The following is a 20,889-nucleotide window of genomic DNA, read 5'->3' as shown; positions in this document are numbered from 1 at the left end:
GCACCGATCTGAGCATCCATAGCGCCGCAGACCTCGACTGGGTCGCCCAGGAACTCAACGACCGACCACGCAAAAGACTAGAGTTCAAGAAACCGATCGAACTGATCGAAAATCTCCTGTTGCAATGACCGCTGGAATCCGCCGATCCCTGACCGGGCGGAGGACCACGACGTTGTCAGAAGTCCTCCGGCGCCACGCTATCTGTTTCCTGGATGAAGTACGCGTCTAATTCTGGGTCACTCAGGACCTTCCTGGCAGTGGCGAGATCACAACCGATGATGAGACTTCGGGCGTATATATCCTGGCCTATGCACCAGCTCAGGTCGTCCGGCCACCAGTACATGGGAATCCGGCCGCTGGCCGTTATCGGGATGAGTGGGGCGCCCGCTTCATCGAGGAGTCGTCCCGAGTACAGCACCATGCCGCGATTGACCGGGGAGAAGTGGATCACGGCCGCGCCGTCTTCGCCCGAATAGCCCTCCCAGCTGGCGAAGTTATATCGGCCGGACCCGACGCCGAGCACGCGGATCAGAGCTTCTGCGACCGTCCGCTGTGGATCGCCCATCTTCGGCTGTGCGTTATTGGCAGGCAGTGCGTCGACGTGGCTTGAAACTTCGTTCCATTGCATCCATGGACTTATCGTTAGGCCTGCGCTGCTTACGACGTCAGACCACCTAAGGAGGACGCCCTCGTAGGCTTCGATTGGATTGAGGATGCGAATATACCGATCGTAGCCAGGCGGGACTAATGATGTGACTCTGCTGCCGGCGGCGTCGAGTGATCGCGCTAATGGTACAGCCGCCCGATTGTCCGGTTCATGGCTCAGAGATTGCATTCGGTGGCCCCCTTTTGCGGCCACCCTATCTCCTACCCGCCCGCAAGCCGATCGGTCACCGGGCGCTGGTGAGCGCCGTGGAGCTCGTGACGCTTGGGCCACCGAAAATTGCCCAAGCCACAATTATGGCAACCACGATTACTACCAGGACGAGCAGCGATGAGAATTCCGCGGGGTTTCATACCCGCAGACTAACCGGCGCGGTAACACATTGGGCGTGATTTGTCGCCTACGGCGTCCGCAGGGCGGTGACTCTCGTCCGTAAGCCGATCCCTTGCCGGACGTTCCCTACAGGTGGCGCAGGTATCTCTCGGGAGAGTCTAGAAACGACTTCCAATTTGAGATCAGGTCGAGATCGGACCAAGTCTTTTGACGGAGACCCCATGGGCCCACCTCGAGGATCTGCGCACCGGGGAGCGCTGCCAGGACCGGGGAATGGGTGGACATGATGACCTGGGAGGAGCCTTCAGCGAGGAGATCTTTCAGGACCGCGAGGAGGCTAAGGCATCCAGCGAACGAGAGCGCCGACTCGGGTTCGTCGAGAACCCATAGCCCGCCACCTCGGAACCTATCCACCGCCAGTTCAAGGAACGACTCTCCGTGTGACATGTCGTGGAACCGGATGTTCGGACCCGATGCGCTCGGGTTGTTCTCTAGGTAGGTAAAAAAGCCGTGCATGGTTTCTGCGCGAAGGAAATAGCCCCGCCGTGTGGCTCCCGCGTTCCGAACCAGTTGCAAGTGGTCGGCGAGAACTGACTCGCTGGATCTCGTGCTGTGCCGAGCGCCCGTAGATCCGCCTTCAGGCGATAAACCGTAGGCAAGTGCGATGGCTTCCACCAGTGTCGATTTACCGGACCCGTTTTCGCCGACGAGAATAGTCGCCGGCGTCAGATCGAGGCCGTGGTCTAAAACCTGCGAGACAGGTGCCAGGGCTCCAGGCCACCGACGGCGCTCCAGCGGATGGCCGGGGTCTTCGACCACGCGCCTGATCGGAAACGAATGTGGAGGCATGCCCTATTGTTGCAACCTAATGCGCTCTTACAACAAGCAGCCTGACCCGGCGAAGGGGACCGCCACGACATTTGATGCCTAACTAGGCGGGGATTGAAAGAGGTGGCCCATCTTCAGTTCCTCGCCGCCGCACATCCGCCACCGTGACCTCGCTTCCTTGCAGTACCCATGACCGCTCGCCCTATGTATCACTAGTAGAGCAGACAAGGGAGTCATTTTTGGTTGGCATTAATTCATGCCCACCCGTCCCCGTCAGTCCTCCGAAGAGCAGACGCTCCGCTGGGCTGCCCGCAGGGAGCAAGTTGGGGCAAGAATTCGTGAGCTTCGACTAGCCCAACACCTTTCACAGGAAGCCTTGGCACTGGAATCAGGGCTTAGCCGCAACATGATCATCGGCATCGAGTGGGGGCGCAAAAGTGTCGCCTATGAGCGGCTTTGGGACATCGCAGCCGTGTTGGGTGTCTCCACTACGTCGTTGTTGTCCGAGGCAGAGTCATCGCCCATAACTGCACCGTATCGTGGCGGTCGCCGGTCAATGAGGTTAGGAGACCCGCCGCGATAGTTAGATCTTGGTGCTGCTGCCCGCATAAGGAGGGAGACGTCTTCCCACGAACTCCCAACGCCGCAAGACCAAAGGATGCTGTCAGCAGCATGGACAGCGTTATGCAACGGGTCTATCTTGAGCAAATGAGTTGGCAAGGAAGCCCTGGGCGCCTGATCAAAATTCTTTGCCCAGGATTAACTCTGTCCTTAGCAGTCGCCCTGTCGGGCTGCACCGGTGGGCCGGGAAGGGTTCCAGCCCCGATCGACACTTCAACCACCACACAGTCACCTGCCAGTACGAGCACACCCTCACCTCTAAGCCAAACCCCGTCAGCTCCAGCGCCAGCTTCCGGGGGCAGCACCCTGCAAGCGGGACCCCTCCCCACCTCCTCCCAGAACGATGCCGTGAAAACCTATGCCCATAACCAAGTGTCGTTCGCATACCCTGCAGATTGGACCGTTGTCCGCGAATCCAGCACTAGTGTGCAGGTCTTGGATGAGCACCAGCAGCGCGTTGCATCCTTTGCAGCGGACATACCACAAGGGGCTAGTCCATGTGGCATGTCCGCTGCTCACATAATTACCTTAGAGGAAATACCCCTTAATTTACCAATGTCAACTAAGGTAAAAGGAATAGCGTATGCCGCACCGCATTTCGCCTTCACATTAATTGAGGGTGCAAAGATCTGGGGAACGATGGCAATAACTGGTTTTGAACAAACCGCGGATGGAATTGGATGTTATGTATCGAATAAAATTGTAGGTCCGGAAGATTCCACAGGCGACTACAGCTTTGGCGACTGTGTCGTCCTAGACATGGAGGGTAGGCGAACAGGAAGATTAGGATACGTTACGACGACGATTCCAGAATTCGCGAGCGTAGATGATGCGAAGGCTTTCATGAAGACGCCCTACTACGCAAAGTTGAAAAACATGCTGATTTCACTGAGGATAGCACCGCTTCAGTAGCCGGCCTTCGGCCTTATCGATGACTTTGTATCACGGGTCCGACGCTAATCAGGGCAAGCCGCTCGGACAACCGACGTTACGTCAAAACTCGGTGGCCATCGAGTGGTGGAGTCAAAGCAAGCCTTATCGAGCTTTGCACTTCCAAGGCCACGTGCGGTTTCAAAGGTAACAAGACGCAAGTCAGCCCCCTCAAAATCGGCGCCGGAAATGATTGCTCCAGAAAGATCTGCACCGGTAAAAATTACTCGGCTCAAGTTTGCATTACTCAAGTCCGCATCTACGAGCTTCGCCTTGGAGAAAATTGCACCGGGAAGGTTCGCATTTTTCAAAATAGAACGCGAGAGATTAGCAGTTGACATATTTGCATTGGGAAGATTTGCATCGGAGAGATCCACGTCCCTGAGCGATGCACCGGTCAGGTCAGCATCCGTCAGGTCAGCGCGCTGCATCTTTGCATCGCTAACGTCGGCACTATGGAGATTAGCGTGACTCATAAACGAGTCCTCAAGGCCAGCAAAAACAAGTTTTGAAGACGCGAGATCGGTGTTCTGAAAGCGTGCACCTTTCAGGAAGGCATACGACATATCCGCGCCTGATAGGGAACCCTCCCCAAAATCTGCCCCTTCGAGCAGCAGGCCTGGCAGCTTCTGGTCAGTAAGATCAATGCTGACGAATGAACGAGGCACAAGAAGTGGTGAAGCGTGATCACGAACAAATCGGAGGTTCTCCCGGCGATCGGCCAAGGTCGCCGCCATAACGGCCGCTGCCCTCTCCCTGTCAGCACGTGCGTCGTCCACATAAACTTGCGAGGCGAATAGCAGGCCCGCCAGCAGGCCAGCTATTACAATGTCACGCAGCCACCAGGGCGGGCCTGCCCCACGACGTACTTTGCCCGAATTGCTTGCCTGCCGTGAGGGCTGCCGCGAATGCATCTCCTTCGCTGACGACTGCCAAGCCGCCGCCCGTAAATGCCCATGCCCAGCCCGATTCACGGGCAGTGGCCGATCCGGCCATGATCGGCGTTTCAGGGGCAACCTATGCTTAGGCAAGTGCACCATGCCTGAAGCATAGCTGAGGGACCTGTATGCACAGGGTTCCGTCACGCGACAGACAAAAAGCTTTCTAACCCGTTCGCATCGAAAGGGGCTAACCACTACCGGGGAGGGAAAGGGTCGCTGAGGGTCCCTCCCCCCACCCCTGGGACTAGATGCTTTTGTCCGCCCGCAACCACAGCCAAATAACGGAAGCAAGGGCAATGTTTTCCAGTGAGTTGTTGGCCAAGAGGCTTGCGCCTTCCACTATGGCGATAATGCCGGCAATGAGTTCCAGCAGGGACGGGTTCTATTGAAATTGGTTCACGCCCTTTCTGTGCGTCGTACGTCGTGACGGCCAGAAGGGAAGTGAAGCCGAGAAATGCACACGATAATGTCAGTTATCATGTGTGTGTGGAACTTGAACAGATCAGTGCCCCGACAGGGAATGAGCAACGGCACGGCCACATCATTGCCGCATGGAAGCTGGCGCAGAGCTCACCTCATACGCTCCGCGCCTACAGCCGGAGCATGACCGACTTCTGTGCCTGGCTGGACGTCAGGGGTATGGACCTGCTGACGGTCAAGCGGCCAATTATCGACGGCTACCGGCATACGCTGCCCGGCCTGTCGCCGGCAACTGTTGCGGCCAAGCTGGCCGCACTGTCCAGCTTCTACCGCTATGCGGTATCGGCTGACGTGATCACGGGAGGGAACCCCGTGGAGCTGGTGAAGCGTCCGAAGGTGGATGCTGACCACTCCAGCACCGAGGGCATGACGAAAGATCAGGCACGATCGCTGCTGGCGGCGGCACGGGCTGACGGCCCGCGCTCCCACGCCCTGGTGTCCCTCTTGCTGTTTACCGGCATCCGGCTCAGTGAAGCACTGAATGCCAACACAACAGACTACGGCCACGACACCGGGCACCGGACGCTGGGCGTCCGGCGCAAGGGCGGCACGGCCAGCAAGGTGGCCGTGCCGGCACCTGCAGTGGAGGCGTTGAATGCTTACATCGGAACCACTGGGCGGGACCTAGTGGCAGGCAAGGCAGGCGGTTGTACGCCGCTATTCACGACAGCCAGCGGCAAACGGTGGGCGTCTTCTGAGGCGTTCCGTACAGTACAACGGCTGGCTCGAGCCGCTGGTGTTGACGGGCGGATCAGCCCCCACTCATTGCGGCACACGTTCGCCACGTTGGCACTGGACGCAGGAACTGCCCTGCACGATCTCCAGGACAGCATGGGCCACGCTGACCCCCGCACCACACGCCGATACGACCGTGCTAGACACTCCCTAACGAAGGCTGCGGGTTATGATGTTGCCCGCGCGTTGGCCTAGTCGAATGCGCACTACTTGACCGGGTTACGAGTCATCCGTTCCTTGACCTGGGAGGGCAGTACGCCATGTTCCCAGAACACCCTTGCAATTCTTGCCCGATGATCACTGTCCGAGGTCGAGATTGACCGGATGGCCTTCCATGCACGGTCAGCATCCAGCCCCAGCCGCAACACTTCAGTCGTGTGCAGTAGGTACAGCCATTCGCGAGCTATTGGCACTGCATCAGGATCGACCACCAAACGGGGCGAGGCGACTACGGTAAAGCTGCCGTCTGGCACCGATTCCGCCTTTCGGTCAGCCGCCAATGAGTCTAGTTGTGTATTGGCTTGACGGACATACTCCATGCTCAGCAAACCGTCGCTCTGTTGTTCGCTCTTTGCCTCGATGGTTACCCAGCATTCATCCCAAATCCAAATACAGTCGGTCCGGCCCTTGAAGGAGGGCTTGTAGGATTCCGTTGCGCCAAGCAGTTTCCCCAGTATCTGCAAGCCGCTCTCATATTCCGCGGAATCTGTTTGCATTAGGGCAGCATTCATTTTGCTACTGGTTGCGTCGTACTTCGTGGCCGAGGCTACTGGGCCCTCCTTGTGAGCGATAATCGCGTCAATAGCGGATTCATCTACCCTGTCGAGATGCAAGCTGTCGGAAGCATACGTCTGCAACTCCTTCAACCAAGTTGTCCCATAGGTTGCCCTGTTAGCTTGAGACAGCATCTCAGTGGCCTTCCGCAAGGTTTCTGAGGAAGCGTCAGGCTTGCTCAAAGAAATCCACGAATAAGCGAGGTAGGCCCAGAGGGCTCGATATGACTTGAGTCCCGAATCAGTTAGGTGTTCGTACACATCGACCGCGAGGCGCCCAGCCTCCTGCCAGTCTTGAGCCCATGCCGCACGCCAAGCCCGCACCTCACGACCGGCATTTTCGCCAAGATTTACTATTGCCGAGCTTTCTGACTTCTGAGCGGACGCCCGCAGATCGGCAATCTCAGGCTCCGCCTGTGTTTGCCAGAGCTCGTTTTGGCTCAAGGCGCTGTCGACTAATTGCAAGAGGTGCTCCCTGGAGACATCACTCGTGGTCATGCCGAAAGAAATTTCTGCTTGCAATTCGACCGGGAGGCTACTGACGTTTTCTTTGCGGGACAAGTAGTGCACGAGGTCTTCTCCCTCGACGACAACGACCGCATAGTCCTTGGGTCCGCGAGTACACCGCCCTAAACCCTGCACAATGCGGGTTTGAACCCTTTCCCCTAAGACCTCCTTAGCCCTAAGCCTCTGATCAAAAAATGAATCCTGCATATGGCTGAAGGCAGGGAGACCGAGCATCATCATCATGCGGCAGGCGTTGTCCGCTAGATCCATCCCGTCATACCGGTTCGGCGCCAATAGAGTGCCAGATTCGGCTTTTAGGAAGTTAGAAAAGCCGTCAGGGTTCCGCACTTCGAACTTGCCGTCTTCTTTGAGATCAAGAGACTCTGCCAGTATGTCAGCATCCTTTTGACTCGTTGTGAGGACCAGCTGCTTGCTACCTCTTTTCATGATGTCTGCCCCGAAGTAGCCGTCATAGTCCGGGGCGGATATTTGATGGTTGACGAAGTCGGGGAACACGAAGAACCGCCGGCCGCTGCCCGTTCGGTCCCACTGTTTTGGAACAGGAACACGCTCGACGGAGGCGATACCGAAGGCGCGCTCTAGCTCTCCGGAACGACCCAGGGTCGCCGAAAGATATACCCGCTGGGCCGGATCAACGAAAGCAGGGTGATCGAAGGTAGGGGGAATCATAGGGCGGAGATATATGCCACGACCGTTTACGTAGAAGAGGCACGACGCAAGGTTGGACCTCAGCCTTGAGAAGTTCCACTTATCGTCGTCAGGCAATGACGCTTGCAACGCTGTTTCTATCTCCGTTTTGTGGTGCTCGACCACCGAGACCGGAAGAAGGCGTACATCGATGTCCGGCTGGTCAGGAAGCGCAACGGACCCTGCGAGTCGTGTCACGAGATCTTCTGGAAGGCTAGGCCGAAGCACATCCAATAAAGCAGCGTAGGCTTTGCCGGATGCAGGGATTTTTAGTGCCCAGGACTCTGCTACATAGTTTTCCGCCGCATGGGCATCATCAAAAATGAGCGTCCCAGCGTCGGCGAACTTCGGACTGGTGTTGAAAACGTGGTTGTAAGTGGTGACCGCGATGGCCTTGCCTGAGCTGTACATGAGCTTCTCACGGGGATCCCAATTGGAGCTCTTGCCTGTCAGAAGCACTGTCGGAATCCCTTCGTTCAGGGCAGCAGCATTCACTTGCCGGGCAAGTTGAACGGTGGGGCAGGCATAAACAACTCTGTGGTCCAAGGCCCTACGCCGCCATTCAGCTATCAGGAGTCCGACCAGGGTCTTGCCTGAGCCTGTAGGTAGCTCGAGCGCGACATTGGCCGACTCCTTGTATAGCGAGTGATACGTCCGAAGCTGGTCCGCCTGATGCGACCATAAAGCGGGAACTCCCTGGGGCCGACGCGGCAAGTCGGAAAACAAGTCTTCGGGGCTGGAGGGTTTGCGGACAATTTTAGCCCGCGTCTTGAATCCCATGGACGCAAAAGAGTTGTTGTCGGTCATCGTTTCCCCCAATGTCGGTCGCAAACTCTAGGGCACACTCGAGCTCACTAATAGTTTTTCTACATGTGCTGCCACATAAACACTAGCGGCACCAACAAGACAATCGCCGCTGTTCGAAGACACCACCATATCGAACTCAATCAAAGGGCTGACAGTAAGTCGGCCACGTCGGGCCAAATCCCTCTCACGCATGTGGGCGTTGTCTCCGCACAAGCATTGATAAATGAGATCGCGTGGGGCTTGGAAGATCTTCAACAGGGATTAGCTCATCCGCAACCGGTCTTCAACAATCGTCAGGGATCCTACCTACACGCTAGTGCTGCGCACAGATGCACTTTTCAGCGCACACATGCTTTGCGCACTAACGCAGCCTGACTCGGAGGAGCAGCGAGTCTTCCTCGGTCGGAGCTGGGAGATGGGATTTGGCCATCGTGAGCTACAGAAACTTGCTCACTAGAGCGGATTTACTGGTGATCAGCTTCGACAACTCTGTCTCGAGTTTGGCGATGTCCCGCCTATGACCCCGGACCTTCGTCAGCCACTCGCCAAGCTGTTCCTCGCTTAGCTTTGGGACTGGAAGCCGCCTCATCTTGTCCCACGATGTCCGTGGCATAGTGTTCGTGATCGTGCGGACGACTTGGCTGTTGAAGGCCGGAGTCCTGAGGTACAGCGAGTAGAACGTGGACGCTTCGACGGATGTGAATCGGAAAACAAGAATGTCCGTTGAACAAATGCCGGGACTGTCGACTTGAACGACCTTATTCAGGCCGGGCCGGAGCTTCCCATACAGTACGTCGTTGGCTTCAAAGCGACGCTTGCTGCTTTGAGGATCATCGATCTCGGAGCCCGCGACGTCGCTCATCTCTCCTGTGTGGGCTTGGATGCTTTCCAAACCTACATATCGAACCGCCTCTGACTCTTCCCGAGGATTTACGGTGACGAGGATGTTCTCGGCGACGGTATCGAGCCGAGTGGAGGGCAGCGCTGCCGCCTTGGCAACCTCTGCTATTAACTCCTGGTTGAGTTTGAGGATGTTGTCTTGGATCTTGGATATGTCATCCTCTAGAGCATTAGCTTCCTTGACCAACAGTTTTTGGGTGACGTCATCCGCGCGAGGAATCAGAACGCTCTTTACGCGACCGATGTTCAAGTTCTTGACAATCGGTCCCTTGGACCTGTCGTCAAACTGACGTTGAACAATCTGATCTGAAAGGACGTAGTAGAGATAATCCTTGCTGACCGACGAGTCCAGGTCTGAGAGAATCAGCCATCCGTCATGGACGCATCCATTGATGTCCATGATGTAAGGCCGTCCGGCGCTCATCGAATTTGAGAGGATGAAGTCACCTTTCTTAACTGCTCGCGATTGTTTTGCGCCTTCGGCGGTGATTCTCTCCGCAGTTTGGGTGACATACTTGGCACCTCGGGGGACGTCGCCAATTTTGACCCAAGGGACGCCGTCAGGATCCTCCGTGATGAAGTCATCGATAGGCCTTGGCGAAGCTCCGCGATTGATGTTGGCTGCCAGTTCGCGCAACGGAACCAGCGGAAACTTGCTTTCTGGGACGAACCGCTCAGACTTGGGCGCCAATGAAATCGATTTATCGAATACAGACTCGTCGAAGTCAATTAAGTCTTCCAAGGGAGCAACGGTGCCGAACTTCTTCAATGCATCAGGCAGCGCCGCCAACGTGCCATCGAAGTTGGCCGAGATGTACGTGCTGATCTTGGACGGGTTGGTCCGTGATGTCTCGTCGTAGAGCGGCGTTATGTGCCGATTCTGTGCATCGGTAATGAGCTGGATGCCCTCGTTGCCCTTTGCTTTGCTCCACCCATATCCAAAGAAACGCTTCATTTCCTTGGTAGCGCTGGGGCTGCGAATGATCAGAACCGGGTTGGGCTGCGAACGCGCAACGGCGAAGAAGAACAGCTTCTCGCGCTCGATTGCGACAGCAAAATTCCGGAAAAGCTCTTCGGTTTCACGCTGAGCTTCTTCTGTTGAGAGCCTGAGAAACGCTCGGGACTTGAGGCGGTTCTTTACTTTCGTGTCCGCTTCGAACGCACGCTTGTAGTTCTGAAAAAGCTCTGATGCCTCCAACGTGGCCGGTAAGCCACCCGCCACGAATTCGCGGTATTCCGCGGGGTCCTGCTTGATGTGCTCAGCGTAGTCGTCAATGACACCTTCGTCTTGATAGACGTCGGTAGCGTCGGGGTCCTCGTACCAAGCTGCGATTCTGTCGCGAAGGTGGACGGCTGTGTCCGGCTGGCCTTCCTTCCTTCTTAGGAATGCAGTMACCGTAGTCGTACCAGTGGAACCGAATGCGCCACTGCCCAACTCCACCAGCGCGACGATGTCGAAGGATTCCAGGAGAATTTCCCGTGCTCGTGCCGTTGGCTTGTCATTGTTGGACAGGATGCTAGAAGGCAGGACGATGGCAGCAAGTCCGCCTGGTCGTAGTAGTTGCTTGGCACGCTCGACAAAAAAGGCTTCAATGCGGTTTGCAGTGTCGAGCGCCTTTTCATCGATGGTCTTGGTCAGCTCGTAGGCCTTGCGGTCCTCAAACGGGAGAGTTTCCAAAAACCCTCGGACACTATATGGCGGGTTGGCTACCAGAAGGTCAAAGGTTCCGTTAGCTACGGCAGGGAATGAGGGATGATCCTGCACAAGCGCGTCGCCGTAAACAATGTTGATGGCGGGCTGGCCATACATGAACGCGGAGACCTTCGCCACCTTGGACAGGCGATATTCCTTTTCGATCCCGAAGACGTTCTCGTGGTAGCGGGCGAGCTCTGAGGCGCTCGTCGTCTCGCTTCGCAAGATCTGCGCGGCTTGATTGGCGTACTCGTTGAGAAAGTGACCAGCGCCACACGCGTAGTCCACTACCTTTGGCGGCTCGTTGCTGGCCGTAACCAAACCAACCATAGGAAGACTCTGGATGATGAACCTGGTCAGCGGAATAGGCGTAAAGAACTGGCCTTCAGATTGCTTTACTCCTTGGTCTAGGAATCCCTCAAACATGTCGCCCAAAAACTGGTTGAAGGTAGCGCCATCGGAGGTGAGCCGCACGTCTTGCCACATCTGGAGAATCTGGAGCAGGACTTCGGCGTTTTGGTAGAAGAGTTGCTGGTTGTGAACGTCTATAAACGAGAAGTCATTGTTGGTGAAGAACTTCTGCTGTATGAAGAGATCCCAGACGGCTCGCTGGGTAGCATCTGGGTTCGTGCGTATGAACCGAAGAGCACGATTTACGTCTTGCTCGTTGATGTAGGTGATGTCTTCGCCCAGGAACTTTTGCATCCCGGCTTGATACAGCTGCTGGAGGCGGTCCAGCAGGTCAAAGTGCGTATCGTAAGCCACACCCTTCCAGGTGAACTTCAGGTCATCCGGGTTTGTGGCTTCATCAACTAGCTTGCACAGCAGGATATTTACGAGCTTATCGAAGGCGTTCTCGCGGCCAGACACGTTGTGCTGGCGAAGGATGGTGGCGAACTCGTTGTACTTCTTCTTCCGGTCGCTCTCGGAGATGGTGTTCAGGTCGTCAAGGGAGTACTTTTCTTGCCGATCTGGTAGGGCTGAATGTTTTTTTCGAAGACGCCTACGGTGCGGAAATCGAGCTTGTAGGTATCCCTCCAGACAGCGAAGCGATCATCGGTCGTCGTCGCCCCGGAGAAAGTGTTCAAGCTAAGGTTCTCGGCCAAGTACTTGGGGTTATCGCGATGGGCGATGATGTTGCTCTGGTACCGAACTTCCGATTCCTCGTAGGTGGAAGCGTAGAGGCAAAGGAACTGAGTCTCGCTGACTTGCTGGGCGTAGCTGAACAACTGCCCTTTGCCCTGCAAGGTGACTCGCCACTCGTGGTCAAACTCTGATCCAAAGGTTTTGCACTCTATGAGTAGCAGGACCTTGCCGTCGTTGCCCTTGACGAGGACGTCCGCCCTGCCGCCGCTGGAGCCGTGGCCCACCTGCCACTTGGGCTCTAGCTCTATGTGCTTCGGGGCGTACCCCTTGCTAAGAAGCCTGTAGACGCATTCGAACACCACGAAGTTTTCATTAGCGGAAAAGTTGCAGGTCTGTCGCTCGTTGATCTTCAATCCCTTGTCTTCGGGGTAGATCAACAGCTTCTTTTTAAAGTCGGCGACCATACGAGCGCCGTTCACCGTGATGGCCATCAAGCCATTGGGCTCGTCCGTAAAACCGAGGCTCCTCAGAGCTTCCCCAAAATTGCTTGCGGTCAACACGCGGAAGCACTCCACTTTCAGGTGTAGCGGTAGATGAGCGCAGTCTTCTGCCCATCTAAGACGCGGGGGTTTCACGGCACCGGGCGCAAGCCCGTTCCAGCCGGACGCCGCCGCCGACATCTGAGCTTACTGGAAAACAGCTTCAGTCCTCCGTAAGGCGTGGCTGGGTAGCCCAGCGTGAGGCAACGAAGCCAAAAGCAAGCGCTCAACGAGACACAAGCAACGAATCGCAGTGGCTTACTTGGCGCGCTGCAGGTCACTCGAAGTGGTCCAGGGGAAGTGACGAAAAAGTGACGAACATGTCGGGAAACCAAAGGAAAAGCGGGGAATCCATAAGATTCCCCGCTTGTCAACAAGCCAGCGAAAAACCCCCTAGAAACCTTGACTTCTAGGGGGTTTGTCCCGAGCTTCCTATCAGAATCGAACTGATGACCTTTTCATTACGAGTGAAATGGTCCACGGGCCAGCAGTGGCGCCAAAGCTGACTGACGATAGGCGTTCACCAGTGTCGGGTCGCGTGGCCCGACCCAAGAAGTAGCTGAACGACTAATCTACCTGTGGGCGCCTCTGGACATGTCCAGAGCTGGGGCGTTCAATTGAATGCGAGGCGCCTAACGCGCCGCTGTGGCTGCCCTTGATGACCGTCACACTTGCTGTCCGCTGCAAGGAGGGGCGGTATGGACAAGCAGACATCAAAAGGATCAACGCCTGCGGAAATTGCGGCGGAGGCTTTCCAAGCGCTCAGGCTACCGAGCCACGTGACCCTAGGTGGGCTCATTGCCATTGTGGCAGCGAGACGCCGTCGAATAATCGAGATCGAGGCCACCAACATTCTCAACGGCACGTCCGTTTGTGGTCTATGGCTATCCACCGATAGACGGGAGATCGTTCTGCACGCCGTAACGGACTCGGTGCTGCACCGGCAGCAATTCGTCCTTCACGAGCTTGGCCATATGATCCTTCGCCACGATGAATTGGGCATCTCCTCAGAATACGCCGCCGCCCTTTTCCCACACCTCGATGGCGAGATGGTATCCCGCGCCTTGGCGCGGAGCAGCTTCGTAGACGACATGGAGGCCGCCGCAGAAACACTGGCAGACCTTCTAGCCGGCGCTATCCGTGAAAGCACCCAGGAGCCGAAATCATTCGAACAGGTTTTCGGGTGATCCAGGCCGTCGCAGCTTTGTTTATCTGGGGTCTCGTGTTGTGCCTGCTTCCCGGAGCACGCAGCCGAAAAGACCACAGCATTCTTGTAGCTGCTGTGACCATCGCTATGGCTCTTTCGTTGAACGTTGATTCGGTGTACGTCGCCGGCGATTCTGTACTCGGGAGCCGCAACTTCCTGGACCTCTGTTCGAACATCCTGATGGTTGTGGGAATCTACTTTCTTTCCCAGGCAATCCTCCGTGCCGCAGAGTTCTACGATGCGCCCGGACACACGGACGGTCGTGGTCTTCTAATTCTTGGCGCCGTCGATCTGGGCTTGATCTTCACGTTCCTGTTCATCAACGCCCCGCGGACTTCGACGAGATTTATGTTGGACTTCGGTGATCAACCCGCCGCCGCGCTCTACTCCGCCATCCAGTTTGTCTACATTGGCGCGGTGGTCAGCGTGACGGGATATGTCTGCTTCAGGTTCCGACGACGGATGGCCACTTTGTACTTCCGTGTTGCCTTCGCGCTCATTGGCATTGGTTGCGCTTTGGCTTTGTTGGTAGTGCTCGCTGTCTTGGGAATGGATGTCGCGCATCTTCTCGCGGACCTCACGACTATGGAGATGCTGGCTGGCCTATACGACGCCAGCTTCATCGGGGCCATGCTATTTCTTTGCGCTGGGCTAGCCCTACCTCCGGTCGCCCGCCGGATCCTCCGCCGAGCCCACCTGCGCACTGAGGCTCGCTTACTGGAAGACCTCTCTCTTGTGTGGGACAGAACGACTGCTGGGCGGCAGGAGGGACGCTTGACTCCGCCCGCCGAAGCCATCGAAGCGGGCAACAACGCCACCCGTAGACTTCACCGGATGCTGGTTGAAATCCAAGATTCCCTGCTGATGGACCCAACCGCTGCTACATTGCTGACTGAAGCAGATATTCAGACACTGTCCCGAACTGAAAGCTACCTGGCGTCCCTACATGGCACGCAGGATGGTCGAATGGTCCCGACACGATGGGGAAGGAGACCCGGTCTAAGTGGCAGATGACCCGGCTGCTCCCTCAGAGTCTCCGCAGGGCAAGCTCGCTCGGAAGATCAGCCTCCTGCTGGATCTGTATGAGTCCCGGGGAACCGGCCCGCTGTCTTACAAGGAAATCAGCGAAGCAATGGCAAACCGCGGAACGCCTCTATCGCGTTCACGGTGGGCCTACATGAAAAGCGGCGACAGTTCCCTAGCCATGGACCGCGAGCTGCTGCAGAACCTCGCGGAATTCTTCGGGGTAGATCGCCGGTATCTTCTCGACGATTCCGCAGACGTCCCGGACCTGGTGGAAGCCCAGCTTGCACTGCTCAAGTCAATGCGGACGGCACGCGTAAGAAATTTTGCCGCTAGGCAATTAGAGGGTCTGTCGCCTGAAACGCTTGCCCGGCTTCGTGAGGTTATCGATAAACATGCTGGGAGCGACGATGAGGACTCCTAGAATTTTGGGGACCTTAGCCCTCGGAGCAGTAGGTGCAGCTTCTACGGTGCTCTTCGGTGCTGCCTACTTTGCGCGGCGGGTGGTCATTCCCACGACTACCCGCCGCGAAGACCTTGTCATCCGGAAAGTGTTTGAAGGTGACGATGGGGCGCTGAGCATAACGCTTCCACGGACACCTTTGACGACGGTGTCCGGCCGATACAGCCTGTGGTTCGACGGCGGCAAGGGCCACGCCTGCATCGGAGCCATTGTCGATGACGACCTCAACGCGGGAACGGTGACGCGACAGGTAGAGCGGGTTGATGCGGGTGATCTTCGTTCTGCCACGGCCGGTATCTGGAGTGGCTACGCGTACTCGCGGCCGGAGCAGCTCGGACTGCCCTTTGAAGAGGTGAAAATATCCGTCTCCGGTGGACTGGCGCCGGCATGGAAGTTCGAATCCATGGCCAGCAATTCGGCCGGCACAACATGGGCCATCCACGCGCACGGAATGGGTGGGAAACGAGCTGGTGCTCTCCGCGGGGTCCCCGCGGCCAGCAAGCTCGGTCTCACATCACTGGTGGTGTCATACCGCAACGACGGCGACGCGCCGCCGTCGAACGATGCCCGCTACTCACTGGGCCAGACCGAATGGCTTGACCTGGAGGCAGCCATCAAGTTCGCCGTCGCCCAAGGTGCTGAACGGATCGTGTTGTTCGGATGGTCCTTGGGCGGGTCTATGGCCCTGAGGGCAGCAAATCTCTCCGATCACGCTGACCGCATCGTAGGCCTGGTCCTCGTGGCACCAGTCTTGGACTGGGCAAGGACTTTGACTTCGAATGGCAACGCCAACGGACTGCCGGAGTTTGTGACACGCGTGGGGCTGCGCCTCTTGGTTTCGAAAGCCGGTCGCTGGATAACTGGGCTCGGGCAGCCTCTGGACCTTGCAGCGCTAAATTGGGTGGCTCGTGCTGAAGATCTTAAAACGCCGACCCTCATATTGCACGGAACCGAGGACAAGTCGACGCCGGTGACTGTCTCGAAGCAATTGGCGAATCTGCGGCCGGACCTCGTCCAATTGGTGAGCTTCGATGTGCCTGGTCATTCGCTGGAATGGAACGGGGCCACGGAGGAGTGGGAAGCGTCCGTAACGCACTTCTTGAAGTCAATCCCAGCCGTCTGAAACGTGGTTTCGAGATCTGCAAGCTGTCTTTCTACTTGTTCTGGCTCCACACGAAATGTAGCCGTTCCGGTAATGATGCCAGCCTCGCACAACATGGCTATATGTCTTCGGACCGTGGACCGAGCCATGCCTAGGGCCGCCGCCGCCTCACCGCAGGAAGCCGGGCCGCAGGCAATCAAGAAGCGCACTAAGCGGCTTCGTGTCCGGTTCATCAGAATGTTCGCCATGGAGACCACAACCAGGTGTCGAGGAAAGCTGTTAGTTCTTCTGTAGACGGGTCTACAGCAGAACCATACGCCCATACGTACTCCTGAGGAAGCCGTCTTGTCGACTTATTGCGAGGGTTGTTAGGCAAAGGAATACTAGGCACCAGAGAGGCGACGGCCGATCGCCAAGCAGCGTGGATGGGGAGGTGAGCGATGGCTACTGAAGAAAGGCCTCAGGCCGAGCTAGCCCGCCGCCTGAACCTTTTGCTTGACGTTGTTGTTGCCGAGCGAGGGCAGCCCGTCACGTTCCGCGAAGTGCAGGAGAAGCTTCAGGAGAAAGGGATCAAGCTTTCCAGGGCCCGCTGGTTCTATATGAAGGACGGTACCGGGCGGCTGGTGAGCGATCCCGCGCTTCTGGGTGCTTTGTGCGAGATTTTCAATGTGGACCCGGCGTATCTTTCGGGTGGCGAAGCGACGGATTTGCCGGAACGGATCGATTCGCAGCTTGAGTTCGTGAAATCTCTACGTGCGGCAAGGGTGAAGACGTTTGCCGCCCGCACGCTCGGGGACGTCTCACCAGAGACGCTTCGGGCGATCACCGAGTATCTGAACAAGGACATCAGCCGGCGGCCAGAAGGCGAGCAAGCAGCCGCAACCTCAAGTGTGGACCCTGGGCGGGAGCCGGAACAGACGGACTAAAGGGGCCGACCCTCCGTCGGCCCCCACAGTTACTACTTCTCCAGCAAGTACTTCAGGTGCGCGTCAAGAAGTTCCTTAATGCGAACGGGGTTCGCCGAGTAGCGAGGTGACCTTCCGTGGCGCCGCCCAGGTTCGACGTCGACAATCACCACCCCAGCGTCCTCCAAGGCGGCGAGGTGTTTGGCAACGCTCGGCTCGCCAGCGCTGACGGCGGCGACTATGTCCCCACGCGTTGCCGGTCCCCGTGCGGTCAGGAACCGCAGGATCTCGTTTCGTGACCTGTTTCCGAAGGTAGCAACGGCAGCCTCAACGTCAGCCGACCAAGCGGCGTCGTGTGGCTGAGTAATCCGCGGCATAGCGCCATTCTTCCCGAAGGGGGCAAAAAAAGTAAGAAGGGCACTCTTGACGATACTTTAAGTATCTTCGACAATAATTTCTATAGCTTCTGATGAACGTTGAGGGGTCTCCAAATCCACATCCAGGAGTGGCGCATTGCGTGACTCTGCGAACTACTCGTTCTGAACACTCAAAGCGGTGAAGCCGTGGAAATTGAAGCCAGTTCGTATCAGGCCAGCAGCGACGCCGGTGCAACAGTTGACGTCTCGCTGCGGGCGGCGTCTACGACGGGGGAGTGCGTCATTCCCATCGACCAGATCATGGTCGCGGTCGAGGGCGTTCGGCGGTACGTTGTGTCCCGCTTGGCGCGAATCGGTCGAACCTGTGATTTGGACGATGTTATGCAGGACATCCGGGTTGCTGTTTGGGACGGTGTGGCTAAAGGACGATACCGGGAGCTTCCCGGGATCCCGTTCGAAGCCTGGGTGCAGGGAGTTTGCAACAAGATTTGTGCCGCCCATGTCCGACGTGAACTCAGCCATCGGACGATGCCACTGCTGGTGGACTTCACGACGACGGAACCCTCGCCGGAAATGCTGGCCGTTCTTGGGGCTGGAGTGGACTGGGACAGCTCGGAAGAGTATGTGGACCAGGCCTGGGCACAGGCAATGCTTGGCCTGGTTCAGCGCAACGTCAAAGAGGAAACGTGGCAGCTGGCCGTGTCCAGCTTGGTTGGGCCCCGCCATTATGGGCCTCCGACTCCGCGTGACAGACGCCGTTGGCACGCGGTAACCGTAGTCAGGCAGACCGCTATGACGATCAACGCAGCGCTCAACTGCCATCCTGCTCCCGGGGCAAGCGTCGATGGTCTTTGCCGTTGTGCTGCGAACTGCCTTCCAACGGTTGTTCTCAGGAGAGTCGCTGAGACGATTGTGCGCCCGGGGCTGCGGGGGTTGCCGAGATCGGCGCAGATGGCGGCCTTGGCACAGGAGCTCGGAGTCTCTGAAAGGTACATCGCTGTGAACATCGGCTTTGCCCGGCAGTTGTATAGAGCCGCCTGGCGCGTGCTCCAACATACGGAGAACAGGCAAACCGTCTAGGTCATGGCTGATTACGGGAGCCGTAGACGATGACTTTGTTAGGTGCAGTTGGCCGCCGGCTTTGGCTCCCGATCGCGCTCGTGGCCCTCGTTATTGTCAGTCTCATATTTCTTCTTTGGCCGGGCACTGAGCTTGAACAGGACCACGCACAACTGCCGTCCGAGGACACGCTCGTCACCCGGGCGCCTTCTGGCACTTCAACAGCTCGGAGCGAGCCCTCAGCCAGTTCCGTTTTGCCGAGCCTAGCGGAAGCTGCAGGGGAAGGTATGCCGGCTACTCGCGACTACCGGACCTTGGCTGCGGCGGCAGCAAAGGGAATCTACACCTGGGACAGCCGGTCGTCGTCGTACTCGGACGTCTACGCTCGGGTGCGCTCGTGGTGGGAGTTGCTTCCCGACGGGTCAAATCCGTTGTCGGCGCTTGTCAGGGAGTTCGAGGGGACTGGCGTGACAGCCGGCACCTTCACGGAACTGGCGAGCCAGTCAGCCCGCCGAATTGGTATCGCTCAGTCCCTCCGCTGTGATCTTGAGTTGGCGAAGGTCCAGGAGTATCCGGCGCCGTGGGAGGGTTTGCATGTGTGCACAGTTACTATGGAGGTCGTCGACGAGACGAGCAACGGCAGAAGTGTTTATGCGGCACCTGTGACGGTGATAATCAACTGTCCGCCTGCGCCCACTGCTCCAACTGGCCGCTGCGCAGTGGTCGCGTTCTATGCGACCGCAGAGCGGATCGTCTACTGATGGCAGCTCTTGCTGCCCTGGCGATTGTTGTCCGACGGCGGGCGGTGCTGAGGGTTATCTTCGCAGCTGCGGCAATAATGGTGCTTGCTGGAATCATGGCTTTTGCTGCAAGCGTTGCCGTGCTCGCAAGCATGACCGGCCGCTCTGCTGTTGCCTGCACAACGACAGGCACTGAGGTCACCACGACGGCAACGGCGACCGGTGCCGGGATGGAGATCCGCGAAGGGGATCATTTGCTCTACGAGCTAAATGCTCGGCAGGAAAACGTCGCCCGCACCTATATCGCGGTTGGCAAGCAAATTGGCATCCCTCGCTCCGGGCAAATCATCGCCATCATGATGGCGCTGCAGGAGTCGAGCCTGCGCATGCTCGCGAATCCAGCTGTGCCGGCTTCCTTGGGCTTTCCGAATGATGGTCTTGGCCGCGACCACGACTCGATCGGCTCTGCCCAACAGCGGCCGGCGGCAGGCTGGGGGACCGTTGAACAGCTCATGGACGCTACCTACAACGCACGGGCATTTTATGGAGGGCCGTCGGGACCAAATCGAGGCAGTCCTCGAGGGCTGCTCGACATTCCCGGATGGCAGGCCATGAACATGGGAAATGCTGCTCAAGCCGTCCAGGTGTCAGCGTTTCCTGAGCTCTATGCTCGTTGGGAACCGGCGGCCACGGCAATTGTCGAGGCCCTTAAGGGTGACACGGCTTCGGCCGCTTGTGTGCCTACTCAGGAAGGGCCGCGGTCTGCGGAATCTACACACAACTTGAGCCAGCTCAGGCAGGACATTTTGAGATTCACGCAGGAAGGCCTGGGCGGGCGATACGTCTGGGGCGGCACTGCCTTTAGGGCCTGGGATTGCTCCGGCTATGTGCAGTGGATCTACAGGCAGGCCGGAATCGAGCTGCCGAGGGTCGAGCAGTGGCGGGCGGGTGTCCGAACGGAGGCTCCTCAACAAGGAGACCTCGTGGTCCAAAATCCGCAGGGACCCGATAACTGGGGCCACGTCGGCATCTACGCCGGTAACGGCATGATGTACAGCGCGTTGAATCCCGCGGTTGGGACACTTTTGCATCCCATCATCTGGAACTCCGGCACGGCCTACTTTGACCTACTTCCGCGTTGAGCCAGCAAATGGAGAACAGGGAATCTGCAGGAGTCGGGGCTTATCAGCAAACAAACAAACAAACAGCTCCCCCAGAGGCTCAATGGAGCCGGTTCCCTGGTGACGGATTACTGACTCCGCCACGGGCGTCACGGCGGCAATCTTCGAGGCCGGGATACCTGCCGGTACATCAAGACCCACTCCGGGTACGGGGTCCGGCGCTTGCTCTGCGTCATAGGATCTGATCGGCCCGTGGCGTCCCGGGGTCGCCGGCGGTGGTGAGCAGGTCAAATTTGTTGAGTCCTCGAAAGACGGCAACCCCGACCAGGAAAAGGAGTGTGTCGAGA

At 57.6% G+C, this 20,889-nt stretch carries 19 protein-coding genes, 1 tRNA gene and 1 pseudogene; 12 read left to right on the top strand and 9 right to left on the bottom strand.

Going from position 1 to position 20,889, the window contains the following annotated elements:
• Nucleotides 1–128, top strand: a pseudogene (locus AC1DBN_RS17115) (IS30 family transposase); the annotation flags it as partial.
• Nucleotides 129–175: 47 nt separating this feature from the next.
• Here AC1DBN_RS17115 and AC1DBN_RS17110 read toward each other — a convergent pair.
• Together AC1DBN_RS17110 and AC1DBN_RS17105 are read right to left on the bottom strand one after the other, a co-directional pair.
• Nucleotides 176–628: a hypothetical protein gene (locus AC1DBN_RS17110; protein WP_477723756.1), complete on the bottom strand. Its 453-nt coding sequence runs from the start codon at nucleotides 626–628 to the stop codon at nucleotides 176–178.
• Nucleotides 629–1,123: 495 nt separating this feature from the next.
• Nucleotides 1,124–1,846, bottom strand: coding sequence for an AAA family ATPase (locus AC1DBN_RS17105; protein WP_477723755.1), 723 nt, complete (start codon nucleotides 1,844–1,846; stop codon nucleotides 1,124–1,126).
• A 235-nt stretch (nucleotides 1,847–2,081) separates the two neighbouring features.
• On the opposite strand from AC1DBN_RS17105, the gene AC1DBN_RS17100 reads away from it, so the two are divergent.
• Nucleotides 2,082–2,408: a helix-turn-helix domain-containing protein gene (locus AC1DBN_RS17100; protein WP_477723754.1), complete on the top strand. Its 327-nt coding sequence runs from the start codon at nucleotides 2,082–2,084 to the stop codon at nucleotides 2,406–2,408.
• Nucleotides 2,409–2,881: 473 nt separating this feature from the next.
• The gene (locus tag AC1DBN_RS17095) at nucleotides 2,882–3,358 is read left to right on the top strand and encodes a hypothetical protein (RefSeq protein WP_477723753.1); all 477 of its coding nucleotides are present in this window, start codon (nucleotides 2,882–2,884) and stop codon (nucleotides 3,356–3,358) included.
• A gap of 44 nt (nucleotides 3,359–3,402) precedes the next feature.
• On the opposite strand, the gene AC1DBN_RS17090 is transcribed toward AC1DBN_RS17095, so the two are convergent.
• On the bottom strand, nucleotides 3,403–4,290 hold the full coding sequence (locus AC1DBN_RS17090; protein ID WP_477723752.1) for a pentapeptide repeat-containing protein: 888 nt from the start codon (nucleotides 4,288–4,290) through the stop codon (nucleotides 3,403–3,405).
• Nucleotides 4,291–4,803: 513 nt separating this feature from the next.
• On the opposite strand from AC1DBN_RS17090, the gene AC1DBN_RS17085 reads away from it, so the two are divergent.
• A complete protein-coding gene (locus tag AC1DBN_RS17085; RefSeq protein ID WP_477723751.1) occupies nucleotides 4,804–5,727 on the top strand; it encodes a tyrosine-type recombinase/integrase in 924 nt (307 codons plus the stop codon).
• An 11-nt stretch (nucleotides 5,728–5,738) separates the two neighbouring features.
• Here the strand turns inward: AC1DBN_RS17085 and AC1DBN_RS17080 are convergent, their stop codons facing one another.
• The 4 genes from AC1DBN_RS17080 to AC1DBN_RS17065 all read right to left on the bottom strand — a co-directional run bounded on the left by AC1DBN_RS17080 (nucleotide 5,739) and on the right by AC1DBN_RS17065 (nucleotide 13,048).
• Nucleotides 5,739–8,327 (bottom strand): DEAD/DEAH box helicase, encoded by a 2,589-nt coding sequence (locus tag AC1DBN_RS17080; protein ID WP_477723750.1) that lies wholly within the window; start codon nucleotides 8,325–8,327, stop codon nucleotides 5,739–5,741.
• 436 nt (nucleotides 8,328–8,763) lie between these two features.
• On the bottom strand, nucleotides 8,764–11,790 hold the full coding sequence (locus AC1DBN_RS17075; RefSeq protein WP_477723749.1) for an N-6 DNA methylase: 3,027 nt from the start codon (nucleotides 11,788–11,790) through the stop codon (nucleotides 8,764–8,766).
• A 68-nt stretch (nucleotides 11,791–11,858) separates the two neighbouring features.
• Nucleotides 11,859–12,566, bottom strand: a complete 708-nt coding sequence (locus AC1DBN_RS17070; RefSeq protein ID WP_477723748.1) for a hypothetical protein — start codon at nucleotides 12,564–12,566, stop codon at nucleotides 11,859–11,861.
• Between the two features lie 405 nt (nucleotides 12,567–12,971).
• A tRNA-Thr gene (locus tag AC1DBN_RS17065) sits at nucleotides 12,972–13,048 on the bottom strand.
• A 195-nt stretch (nucleotides 13,049–13,243) separates the two neighbouring features.
• Here AC1DBN_RS17065 and AC1DBN_RS17060 point away from each other — a divergent pair.
• From AC1DBN_RS17060 to AC1DBN_RS17045, 4 genes are read left to right on the top strand one after another with little or no spacing between them, the layout of a single operon-like run.
• Complete coding sequence (locus AC1DBN_RS17060; RefSeq protein ID WP_477723747.1) at nucleotides 13,244–13,732, top strand: hypothetical protein; 489 nt, start codon at nucleotides 13,244–13,246, stop codon at nucleotides 13,730–13,732.
• A complete protein-coding gene (locus AC1DBN_RS17055; RefSeq protein ID WP_477723746.1) occupies nucleotides 13,729–14,766 on the top strand; it encodes a hypothetical protein in 1,038 nt (345 codons plus the stop codon). Before AC1DBN_RS17060 ends, AC1DBN_RS17055 begins: the two co-directional genes overlap by 4 nt.
• Nucleotides 14,756–15,199: a hypothetical protein gene (locus AC1DBN_RS17050; RefSeq protein ID WP_477723745.1), complete on the top strand. Its 444-nt coding sequence runs from the start codon at nucleotides 14,756–14,758 to the stop codon at nucleotides 15,197–15,199. Before AC1DBN_RS17055 ends, AC1DBN_RS17050 begins: the two co-directional genes overlap by 11 nt.
• A 46-nt stretch (nucleotides 15,200–15,245) precedes the next feature.
• On the top strand, nucleotides 15,246–16,361 hold the full coding sequence (locus AC1DBN_RS17045) for an alpha/beta hydrolase family protein (protein ID WP_477723744.1): 1,116 nt from the start codon (nucleotides 15,246–15,248) through the stop codon (nucleotides 16,359–16,361).
• Here the strand turns inward: AC1DBN_RS17045 and AC1DBN_RS17040 are convergent.
• Nucleotides 16,280–16,573 (bottom strand): ArsR/SmtB family transcription factor, encoded by a 294-nt coding sequence (locus tag AC1DBN_RS17040; protein WP_477723759.1) that lies wholly within the window; start codon nucleotides 16,571–16,573, stop codon nucleotides 16,280–16,282. The genes AC1DBN_RS17045 and AC1DBN_RS17040 overlap by 82 nt on opposite strands.
• A gap of 207 nt (nucleotides 16,574–16,780) precedes the next feature.
• On the opposite strand from AC1DBN_RS17040, the gene AC1DBN_RS17035 reads away from it, so the two are divergent.
• Complete coding sequence (locus AC1DBN_RS17035; protein WP_477723743.1) at nucleotides 16,781–17,266, top strand: hypothetical protein; 486 nt, start codon at nucleotides 16,781–16,783, stop codon at nucleotides 17,264–17,266.
• Nucleotides 17,267–17,298: 32 nt separating this feature from the next.
• On the opposite strand, the gene AC1DBN_RS17030 is transcribed toward AC1DBN_RS17035, so the two are convergent.
• On the bottom strand, nucleotides 17,299–17,622 hold the full coding sequence (locus AC1DBN_RS17030; protein ID WP_477723742.1) for an ArsR/SmtB family transcription factor: 324 nt from the start codon (nucleotides 17,620–17,622) through the stop codon (nucleotides 17,299–17,301).
• 186 nt (nucleotides 17,623–17,808) lie between these two features.
• Here AC1DBN_RS17030 and AC1DBN_RS17025 point away from each other — a divergent pair, with 186 nt between their 5' ends.
• The 3 genes from AC1DBN_RS17025 (at nucleotide 17,809) to AC1DBN_RS17015 (ending at nucleotide 20,563) form a co-directional block, all read left to right on the top strand.
• Nucleotides 17,809–18,702 carry a hypothetical protein gene (locus tag AC1DBN_RS17025; protein ID WP_477723741.1) on the top strand — a complete coding sequence of 298 codons (894 nt, stop codon included), beginning with the start codon at nucleotides 17,809–17,811 and terminating at the stop codon, nucleotides 18,700–18,702.
• A gap of 266 nt (nucleotides 18,703–18,968) precedes the next feature.
• The gene (locus tag AC1DBN_RS17020; RefSeq protein ID WP_477723740.1) at nucleotides 18,969–19,442 is read left to right on the top strand and encodes a hypothetical protein; all 474 of its coding nucleotides are present in this window, start codon (nucleotides 18,969–18,971) and stop codon (nucleotides 19,440–19,442) included.
• On the top strand, nucleotides 19,442–20,563 hold the full coding sequence (locus tag AC1DBN_RS17015) for a C40 family peptidase (protein WP_477723739.1): 1,122 nt from the start codon (nucleotides 19,442–19,444) through the stop codon (nucleotides 20,561–20,563). The genes AC1DBN_RS17020 and AC1DBN_RS17015 overlap by 1 nt, the downstream gene beginning before the upstream one ends.
• Nucleotides 20,564–20,889 lie beyond the last annotated feature (326 nt).

Source organism: Pseudarthrobacter sp. 10T415 (assembly GCF_056394175.1).
This window is presented reverse-complemented; position numbering and strand designations above follow the sequence as displayed.

Bases quoted from the DNA above. Each gene is read 5' to 3' on its own strand.
- AC1DBN_RS17090 (WP_477723752.1), bottom strand. From the start codon at position 4,290: ATGCATTCGCGGCAGCCCTCACGGCAGGCAAGCAATTCGGGCAAAGTA.
- AC1DBN_RS17110 (WP_477723756.1), bottom strand. From the start codon at position 628: ATGCAATGGAACGAAGTTTCAAGCCACGTCGACGCACTGCCTGCCAAT.
- AC1DBN_RS17060 (WP_477723747.1), top strand. From the start codon at position 13,244: ATGGACAAGCAGACATCAAAAGGATCAACGCCTGCGGAAATTGCGGCG.
- AC1DBN_RS17020 (WP_477723740.1), top strand. From the start codon at position 18,969: ATGCCGGCTACTCGCGACTACCGGACCTTGGCTGCGGCGGCAGCAAAG.
- AC1DBN_RS17015 (WP_477723739.1), top strand. From the start codon at position 19,442: ATGGCAGCTCTTGCTGCCCTGGCGATTGTTGTCCGACGGCGGGCGGTG.
- AC1DBN_RS17100 (WP_477723754.1), top strand. From the start codon at position 2,082: ATGCCCACCCGTCCCCGTCAGTCCTCCGAAGAGCAGACGCTCCGCTGG.
- AC1DBN_RS17080 (WP_477723750.1), bottom strand. From the start codon at position 8,327: ATGACCGACAACAACTCTTTTGCGTCCATGGGATTCAAGACGCGGGCT.
- AC1DBN_RS17035 (WP_477723743.1), top strand. From the start codon at position 16,781: ATGGCTACTGAAGAAAGGCCTCAGGCCGAGCTAGCCCGCCGCCTGAAC.
- AC1DBN_RS17105 (WP_477723755.1), bottom strand. From the start codon at position 1,846: ATGCCTCCACATTCGTTTCCGATCAGGCGCGTGGTCGAAGACCCCGGC.
- AC1DBN_RS17040 (WP_477723759.1), bottom strand. From the start codon at position 16,573: ATGAACCGGACACGAAGCCGCTTAGTGCGCTTCTTGATTGCCTGCGGC.
- AC1DBN_RS17030 (WP_477723742.1), bottom strand. From the start codon at position 17,622: ATGCCGCGGATTACTCAGCCACACGACGCCGCTTGGTCGGCTGACGTT.